Source organism: Frankia sp. CeRuru1, assembly GCF_977966315.1.
The window spans coordinates 1-7,620 of the sequence record NZ_CDWWEW010000250.1 but is presented as its reverse complement, the minus strand read 5'-3'; the positions used below and the strand labels follow the sequence as shown (position 1 = coordinate 7,620).

Below are 7,620 nucleotides of genomic sequence, written 5' to 3'. Positions count from 1 at the left end.
CCGAATCTGCGACAGAGCCGTTGTTCTTACACGCCCGCGGCGCGTCGCCGAAGATCGTGCGCTGCTCCCACCTGCTAGCGCAGGCCGGCTGGGTGGGCGCCCGCCAACGGCAGACATCGAAAGGTGGAACGTCGGGCGCGACGGTGCGGTCATCCTGGTCGTAGGAGGAGCGCTGGCTCGGTTGCCGGTGGCCGGAAATATGACAGGGAGCAGCGGAAGATGCAGCGGGTGGAGCTGACGTCGATCGATGGAGTACGGCTGGAGGGCGCGGTGCATGCAGCCGTCGGAGGACAGCACCGGGGGGTGGCCATCCAGCTACATGGAATCAACGCAAACATGACCGAGGGCGGCATGTTCGTCCGACTCGCTGATCGACTTGCACACGCCGGCTTTCATGTTTTGCGGTTCTCCTTCCGCGGCCACGGGGGAAGCGGAGGGACCCAGCGTGGCGTGACGATCGCCGGCGAGCTGCTCGACCTCCAGGCCGCGGTCGAGTACGCGGAGGAGCAGTTGCCAGGTCGCCTGTCGATCGTGGCGTCGAGCTTCGGAGCGGTATCGGCCTCGCTCTCGCTGCCCTGGTTGGCCGACCGCCTGAACAGGCTCGTCCTGTGGAATCCGGTACTCGACCTCCGGCGGACATTCCTGACACCGGAACTGCCGTGGGGACGAGAGAACTTCGGCCCCGATCAGCAGAAGCTGCTGTCAGGTCAGGGGTTCCTGGTGCTCGACGGGGAGTTCGAGGTCGGCCGGGTGCTGTTCGACGAGTTTGATCATTATCGGCCGCTGGACTCCCTGATGGCGACCGCTGCACCGGCGCTCGTGGTACACGGCGATCGGGACACCGCGGTCTCGTACGAGATCGCGTGGCAGGCAGCCTGCGCCAGACCCCACACCGAGTTTCACACCGTCGAAGGTTCGGATCACGGCTTCGACACCCGAGAACGAGAGGACGAGGCAGTCGCAGTCACAGTGAGGTGGCTCGTTGGCGACAAGGGCCGAGCATGAACATCGCCTCTCTGTATGCACCGGTGCACATTGAGGAGAGCACCGTGGTGGGCGAGCACTGCGTTTTCGGCTACCCGAAAGAGGCGCGCCTGCGGGCCCAGCAGAAGGGGTCCGGCTCGACCTCGTCCGGGGAACCGGTGGTGGTGGGGGCGCACTGCGTGATCGGTAATCAGCTCGCGGTACTTGGCGTTCCACGGCGGTCCGCCGACGACCACGAGGACATCGGCCTGGGTGTCGAAGTACTCCGAGGGGGCGAAGTCTCGAATCGTCACGGTCGGGGCTAACCGGGCGAATCGGGTCCGCAGGTAGATCAACGTGTCAAGATCCGCGAACTTCGCATAACGGAGGTAGTTACGGTCGGCTGGCGAGGCGTACTCTGGGCGCTCATCCTCGGGGATCTCCGAGCAGACGATATCGATGCGTGCCCCGTGGGAGAGTCGCCAGAACGCTCTCAGGTCCTCGCCCCAGGGCTCGCCGTGATCGACCGGCGACCGATCCTGTTCAGGGGACGAGATCGTTGCCGGGCTCCTGACCGTCGACGTGACGGTCGATGGCCCGTTCGTCAACAGCATGTAGGCGAGGGTGTCCAGCGCTCGGTCGGCGCGGCGACGAACGGTCTTCGCCGCGCACCTCTGCTGGCGCGCGAGCGACTCTTGTCGCTCGGTGAGCGTTGGGTACCGATGCTCGGCGCTCAGGTTGAAGTCGACCTCGACGCACAGGCGCTCGTCGTCGGCCAGCCCCTCGACGGCTTGCCGGAACGCGGTCACGAGCAGCGTGACCTCCTGCGCCGATGCAGGCTCGCTCACCCTGCCGTCTGCCAGGCGGGCCCGGAGCAGCTCAGGCAGCACGGTAGGAAGCGCGGTGGGGCGAGCCAGGCCATGTCCTTGGCGGAGGCGCTTCAGACTCTCTTTGACCTCATCGACGGACAGTGAAGGGATGACCACCACAGTGTCCAGGATATGTCCAGATAGTCGGTCGATGACCATCGACACGGGTAGCTGCTGGCCTGGTCGATCGTGATCGTGGCCGGCATTCTTAACCGGACGAGCCAACGAGCCGCTGACGGCCATACGGCTCGCCACCGCACCCGCCGACGACAAGGAAGATCGTGTGACCGACGTGTCTTCACCCGTAGAGCCGAACAGCGACGTCTCCGGCCTCGATCGCGCAGCGCAGCTGCGCAGGAAGATGGTTGACGATCTTCTTGCGGAGGGCACGATCACCTCGCGGCCGGTCGAGGCCGCGATGCGCAAGGTCCGTCGGGAAGCCTTCGCACCGGGGGTGGAGCTGGAGGAGGCTTACCAGCTTTACAACGGAGTAGTTACGAAGCGCGACGACGCTGGAAGTTCTGTGAGCTCGGTTTCCGCTCCGCAGGTCCAGGCGTACATGCTGGAGCAGGCTGCGATCACCCCCGGCATGAGGATCTTGGAGATCGGCTCTGGGGGGTACAACGCTGCCTTGATCGCCGAGCTCGTCGGTCCGGCAGGTCAGGTCACCACGGTCGACATCGACAAGGACGTCATCGACCGGGCGCGCCATCTTCTCGCGCAGGTCGGCTACCCTCAGGTGAACGTTGTGCTCGCCGACGCCGAGTTCGGTGTGCCTGAGCACGCCCCTTATGACCGTATTTTGGTCACGGTCGGTGCGTGGGACGTTCCGCCGGCTTGGGTGGCTCAGCTGGCCGAGGGCGGTCGTCTGGCGGTGCCGTTGCAGCTGCGGGGCCTGTCGCGTGTGATCACCTTCGAGCGAGCCAACGAGTACTTGCTCAGTCGGGCGTCCCGGTTGTTCGGCTTCGTGCCCATCCAGGGCGCCGGAGCGCACCAGACCACGTTGCTGGTCCTACGCGAGGGTGAGATCACCTTGCGCTTCGAGGAGGGGCCCCCGACCGATCCGGGCCTGCTGGAAGGCGTATTCGACGCGCCGCGGGTGGAGGTCTGGAGCGGGGTCACGATCGGCCGTTTCGAACCGTGGGCCGGTACGCAGATGTGGCTCGCCACCGTGCTGCCGGGCTTCTGTCGCGTTGTGCTGGACAGAAAGCTGGACACGGGTCTGCTCTCCCCACCGGGCAGTCACTCCGCCGCGGTGGCCGTCGTCGACGACGACACCCTCGCCTATGTCACGACGCGCGGTGCGGCGGACTCGGTGGACGTCGAGTTCGGTGTGCATGCCTTCGGTCCGGGCGCGTCCGAGCTGGCCGAACAGGTCGCCGAGCAGCTCCAGGTCTGGGGGCGGGAACACCGCCACAGCTCGCCACAGTTCCGCGTTGACCCCGCAGGCACCGCCGATGACCAGCTGCCGGCTGGCCGCGTCATCGACAAGAAGCACAGCCGGATCACGATCTCCTGGCCGGGAGCGGCGAGCGTCGCGGCCGGCCGGGGCGCAACATCACGCCGAGCAGGAGGATGATCCATATGTCAGAGGTTTCGCTGTCTGGAAGCGCCACGGCGTTGGCTGAACGGCCTGGCGAGGACGACGAGTACACGCTGGATGTACGGGTGCTCGTGGCGTACGGCCCGATCATGGGGGACTGCCCCACCGATGACGGATGCGGCAACACCTGCTCGGGCAACGACAGCTCCTGCAACTCGTTCGCCGACGACCCGTCCTGACCTGTACGGGGGTCGTCGGTGCATTCCCCGACCCACGGCCCCCGCACAGCAGCAGTGCCCCGGGAGGCGGCCTGGCGGTGAGATCTCCAGCGATGTACCAGTGGGCCGGTGCAGCACTACTACGTGCGAGCACCGATCCGGGCGGATTGGACTTGCCAGCGGACCTGGACCTGTTCGGTGCCGACGCCGCGGACGAAGGGTCGGCGTGGCTGTCGGCGATGTGGCGGCGCGAGGAAATTCGCGCGGCGATCGCTCAGGCGAGTCCCGCGCTGATTCAGCAGGTTGACACCGTTCTGACCTCCAGTGGTCATGACGTGCGAGCGGTTCGCCGGACCGTGCTTTCCGTAGCGTCCTATCTGCTTCGGTGGCAGCGCCGTCCCACTCCCTTTGGGCTGTTCGCCGGAGTCGCGCTGGCCCGGATCGATGCTGGGGCGAAGGTGCGGTGGGGTCGCGATCACCGGGTCGAGGCCCGGGTTGACGCGGGCTGGCTCGGTGATGTCCTCGCGCGCCTGCACCGGTGTCCGACGCTGCGGGAGCGGCTGTCGCTGGTCGCCAATGGCGCCGGGTTGGTGCGCGGTGACCGCTTCGGAGCGCCCGCGCCGACGCCGGATGGCATAGCGGACGAGTTGGCGCCGATCGAGGTGTCCGTGCGCCACAGTCGACCGGTCTGCGCCGCGCTGGAGGCCACGCGGAAACCGGTCACGTTCAGCGAGCTACGAACACTGCTCATGGAGCGCTTCCCCAGTGCCCCCGCGCAGCGGATCGACGAGATGCTCACGGGTCTGCTCGACCAAGGAATCCTGCTGAGCAATCTGTCAGCGCCGATGACCTGCCTGGATGCACTCGGTCATGCGTGCGCTCAGCTGGAGGCCGTTGACGCCCACGGCATTCCGGAGGTTAGCGATCTTGTCCGTTCGATGTTCGAGATCCACAAGGAGGTGTCGGCCACCAGCCAGGTTCTCGGGTCAAGGTCGGCCGTGACCGAGCAGATGCACGCGCTGAGCGAGGCCGCCGAGGTACCCATGATCGTCGACACGATCCTGGAGTGCGACGTTCACATACCGGACCAGGTCGCCCAGGAAGCCCGCAACGCCGTCCAGGTCCTCTATCGACTCTCACCGTATCCGTTGGGTTATCCCGCCTGGCGGGACTACCACTCCCGGTTCCGGACCCGCTACGGGACGGGCGCCTTCGTGCCGGTCATGGACCTGATCTCCGACAGTGGCCTGGGAGTTCCGGCCGACTATCTGGGCTCGGCGCGCGGGCGTGCCGCTCGGCAGGTGAGTGAACGTGACGAGAAACTACTGGCGCTGATCCAACGGGCCACGCTGTCCGGCGGCGGCGAAATCGTCCTGACTGATCAGATGATCGAGGAGCTTGCGGTCAGCGATCCGGCCGACGTGCACCTGCCTGCTCGGGTCGAGGTGGCCGTGGAGATCCGCTCCATGTCCGTTGAGGCGCTGGCCCGCGGCCGGTTCACGGTGGCGGTGACCGGCACGCCACGGCCCGGCAGCAGCATGGCTGGCCGCTACGCCCACCTGCTGCCAGCGGACGGCCGCGACCTGATCGCGGGCACCTTCGCTGCGGCCGGCACCGACGCGATCCCCGCGCAGCTCTCCTTCGCCCCGCGTAAGCGGCGCAACGAGAACGTCGCGCGCACGCAGCAGCTCCTGACACATGTGATCCCCGTGGCCGAATACCGCGACGGCGACGAACGCCTGATCCCCCTGACGGACCTCGCGGTCAGCGTGGACGACCGCCGCTTCTACCTCGCCCAGATCTCCACCGGCCGGTACGTCGAACCGCGGGTCGCCCACGCCCTGGAGGCCGGCGTGCACACCCCGCCGCTCGCGAGGTTCCTCGCTGAGATCACCACCGCCCGAGCCGCCGTGTACAAGGCATTCCACTTCGGCGCGGCGGCACAGCTTCCCTACCTTCCACGCGTTCGATACCGGCGCACCGTGCTGTCTCCGGCACGGTGGCTGCTAGCGGCCGGTGAACTTCCCGGCCGCGGCGCCTCGACGGCCGAGTGGGACGCCGCGCTGGAAGACTGGTGCAGCCGGTGGTGGGTTCCCGGCCATGTCGCGATGGTGGAGCACGACCGGCGGCAGCCGGTGGACCTCGGCCACCCGCTTCACCGTCTCCTGCTGCGCACCCGGCTGGAACGCGCTGACCGCCTGGAACTGCGCGAGACGTCGACCCTGGAAGACGTGGCCTGGCTGGGGCGTGCCCACGAGGTGCTGATCCCCATGGTCTTGGACCCGCAGCCCGCCACAGATCCCGGGCCAGGCATCAGCACACGGCGAGTCGTGGCCGTCGACGCCGGGCATCTCCCCGGCGAGTCCACGGTCGTGTCCGCGCACCTGTACGGGCATCCGGCGCGCGTCGAGGAACTCCTGACGCAACACCTTCCCCACATGATCGACGCCTTCGGCGTCCACAGGCCGCGCTGGTGGTTTCGGCGGAACCGCGAAATGCGCAGACCAGAGATCGACCAGTACCTCGCCGTATACCTCTGGCTATCGGAGCCCTCCGCATACGGCCCTGCCGCCGCATGCCTCGCCCGGTGGGCCGACGATCTGCGCCGACAACACCTGCTCGCGCACGTCTCGCTCACCACCTATGACCCCCAGTCGGGACGTTACGGACACAGCCCAGCCCTGGACCACGTCCAGGACGTCTTCGCCGCCGACTCGGCCTGCGCCATCGCCCAGATCAGCGCATCCATCCGCGCAGGCGTGCATCCCCAGGCCCTGGCCGCTGCCAGCCTGGTCGACCTGGCAGTGAGCTACGCCGGGTCCCCACAAGACGGGCTGGACTGGCTGATCCGCGAACTCCGCCAAGAACACGGAAGGCTGGACCCCGCGCTACGGCAACAGACACTCGAACTAGCCGACCCGCACGGCAGTTGGACGCGGCTGCAATCCCTGCCCGGCGGACGCGATGTCCTGGCTGCCTGGGGCACCCGCGCCAGTGCGCTGGCGGCATACCGAGATGCCCTCGCTGACCAACGCGACCCGATGCCGGTCCTGCGATCGCTCCTGCACCTGCACCACAATCGCGCTGTCGGTGTCGACCCGGCTGTCGAACGAGCCACCGGCCGGCTCGCACGGGCCTGCGCGCTGCGCCACACCGCCCACCGCACGGAGACATGAGTGGCGACCTCAACGAGCACCCCTCCGGGAATCGCGCAGACCGTTGATCTTTACGCCGAGCGGCTAGCTCTGCCCGAGCCCCCGCCCGAGAGCGAACCCTGGGCACCGCAGTCCCTCACGAAAGGCAGCGCGGGCATCGCCCTGCTCCACATCGAACGCGCCCACGCCGGGCTCGGCACGTGGCAGCAGGCCGACCGCTGGATCCGCAGCGCGGTCGCCGCGCCGGCCAACATCACAGACAACACCGGCCTGTACCTCGGCGCCCCAGCGATCACCTTCATGCTGGACGCCGCGGCAGGAAGCGACCCGAGCCGCTACCGCGGCGCCCTCGCCGCCATCGACGGGCACGTCGCCGCGATCGCCCACCACCGAGCCGACGCAGCCATGGAGCGCATCGCGGCCGGGAGACTGCCAGGGTTCCGCGAGTACGACGTGTTTTTCGGTCTGACCGGGATCGGCGCGCTGCTACTGCGTCGCGCTCCCCAGGGCAGCGCAATGGAGCGGGTTCTCGCCTACCTCGTCGCCTTGTCTAAGCCGCATCGGATCGACGGGCAGATGCTGCCGGGCTGGTGGGTCAACCACGATCCGCACCGCCGCGCCTCCCCTGCCTACCCCGGTGGGCACAGCAACTTGGGCCTCGCTCACGGGATAGCCGGGCCGCTGTCCTTGCTCAGTCGGGCGATGCGGCGTGGTGTCGTCGTCGACGGACAGCACGATACGATCATAAACGTCTGCGCCTGGCTCGACGCCTGGCAGCAGGACGGCGAAGCCGGACCCTGGTGGCCGGAATGGATCACTCTGCCCGACCTGCGTCAGGGCAGAACAAGCCAGCCCGGCCCGGCGCGTCCCAG

The 7,620-nt window shown here is 67.8% G+C and carries 6 protein-coding genes; 5 read left to right on the top strand and 1 reads right to left on the bottom strand.

The features are described from left to right. The first annotated feature begins 219 nt into the window (after positions 1-219). Positions 220-1,005, top strand: coding sequence for an alpha/beta hydrolase family protein (locus AC08OP_RS16895; protein ID WP_476615077.1), 786 nt, complete (start codon positions 220-222; stop codon positions 1,003-1,005). Here the strand turns inward: AC08OP_RS16895 and AC08OP_RS16890 are convergent. Beyond that, positions 921-1,772, bottom strand: a complete 852-nt coding sequence (locus AC08OP_RS16890) for a hypothetical protein (protein ID WP_476615076.1) — start codon at positions 1,770-1,772, stop codon at positions 921-923. The two genes, AC08OP_RS16895 and AC08OP_RS16890, sit on opposite strands and share 85 nt — an antisense overlap. 343 nt (positions 1,773-2,115) lie before the next feature. Between AC08OP_RS16890 and fxlM the strand changes: the two genes are divergently transcribed. From fxlM to AC08OP_RS16870, 4 genes are all read left to right on the top strand, one after another. Then, the gene (gene fxlM, locus AC08OP_RS16885) at positions 2,116-3,411 is read left to right on the top strand and encodes a methyltransferase, FxLD system (protein WP_476615075.1); all 1,296 of its coding nucleotides are present in this window, start codon (positions 2,116-2,118) and stop codon (positions 3,409-3,411) included. Positions 3,412-3,416: 5 nt separating this feature from the next. Further along, the gene (fxlA, locus tag AC08OP_RS16880) at positions 3,417-3,614 is read left to right on the top strand and encodes an FxLD family lanthipeptide (RefSeq protein ID WP_035958751.1); all 198 of its coding nucleotides are present in this window, start codon (positions 3,417-3,419) and stop codon (positions 3,612-3,614) included. A 152-nt stretch (positions 3,615-3,766) separates the two neighbouring features. Continuing rightward, a complete protein-coding gene (locus tag AC08OP_RS16875; RefSeq protein ID WP_476615074.1) occupies positions 3,767-6,769 on the top strand; it encodes a lantibiotic dehydratase in 3,003 nt (1,000 codons plus the stop codon). Beyond that, positions 6,770-7,620, top strand: an 851-nt coding sequence (locus tag AC08OP_RS16870) for a lanthionine synthetase C family protein (protein ID WP_476615073.1), incomplete at its 3' end; no start/stop codon positions are given.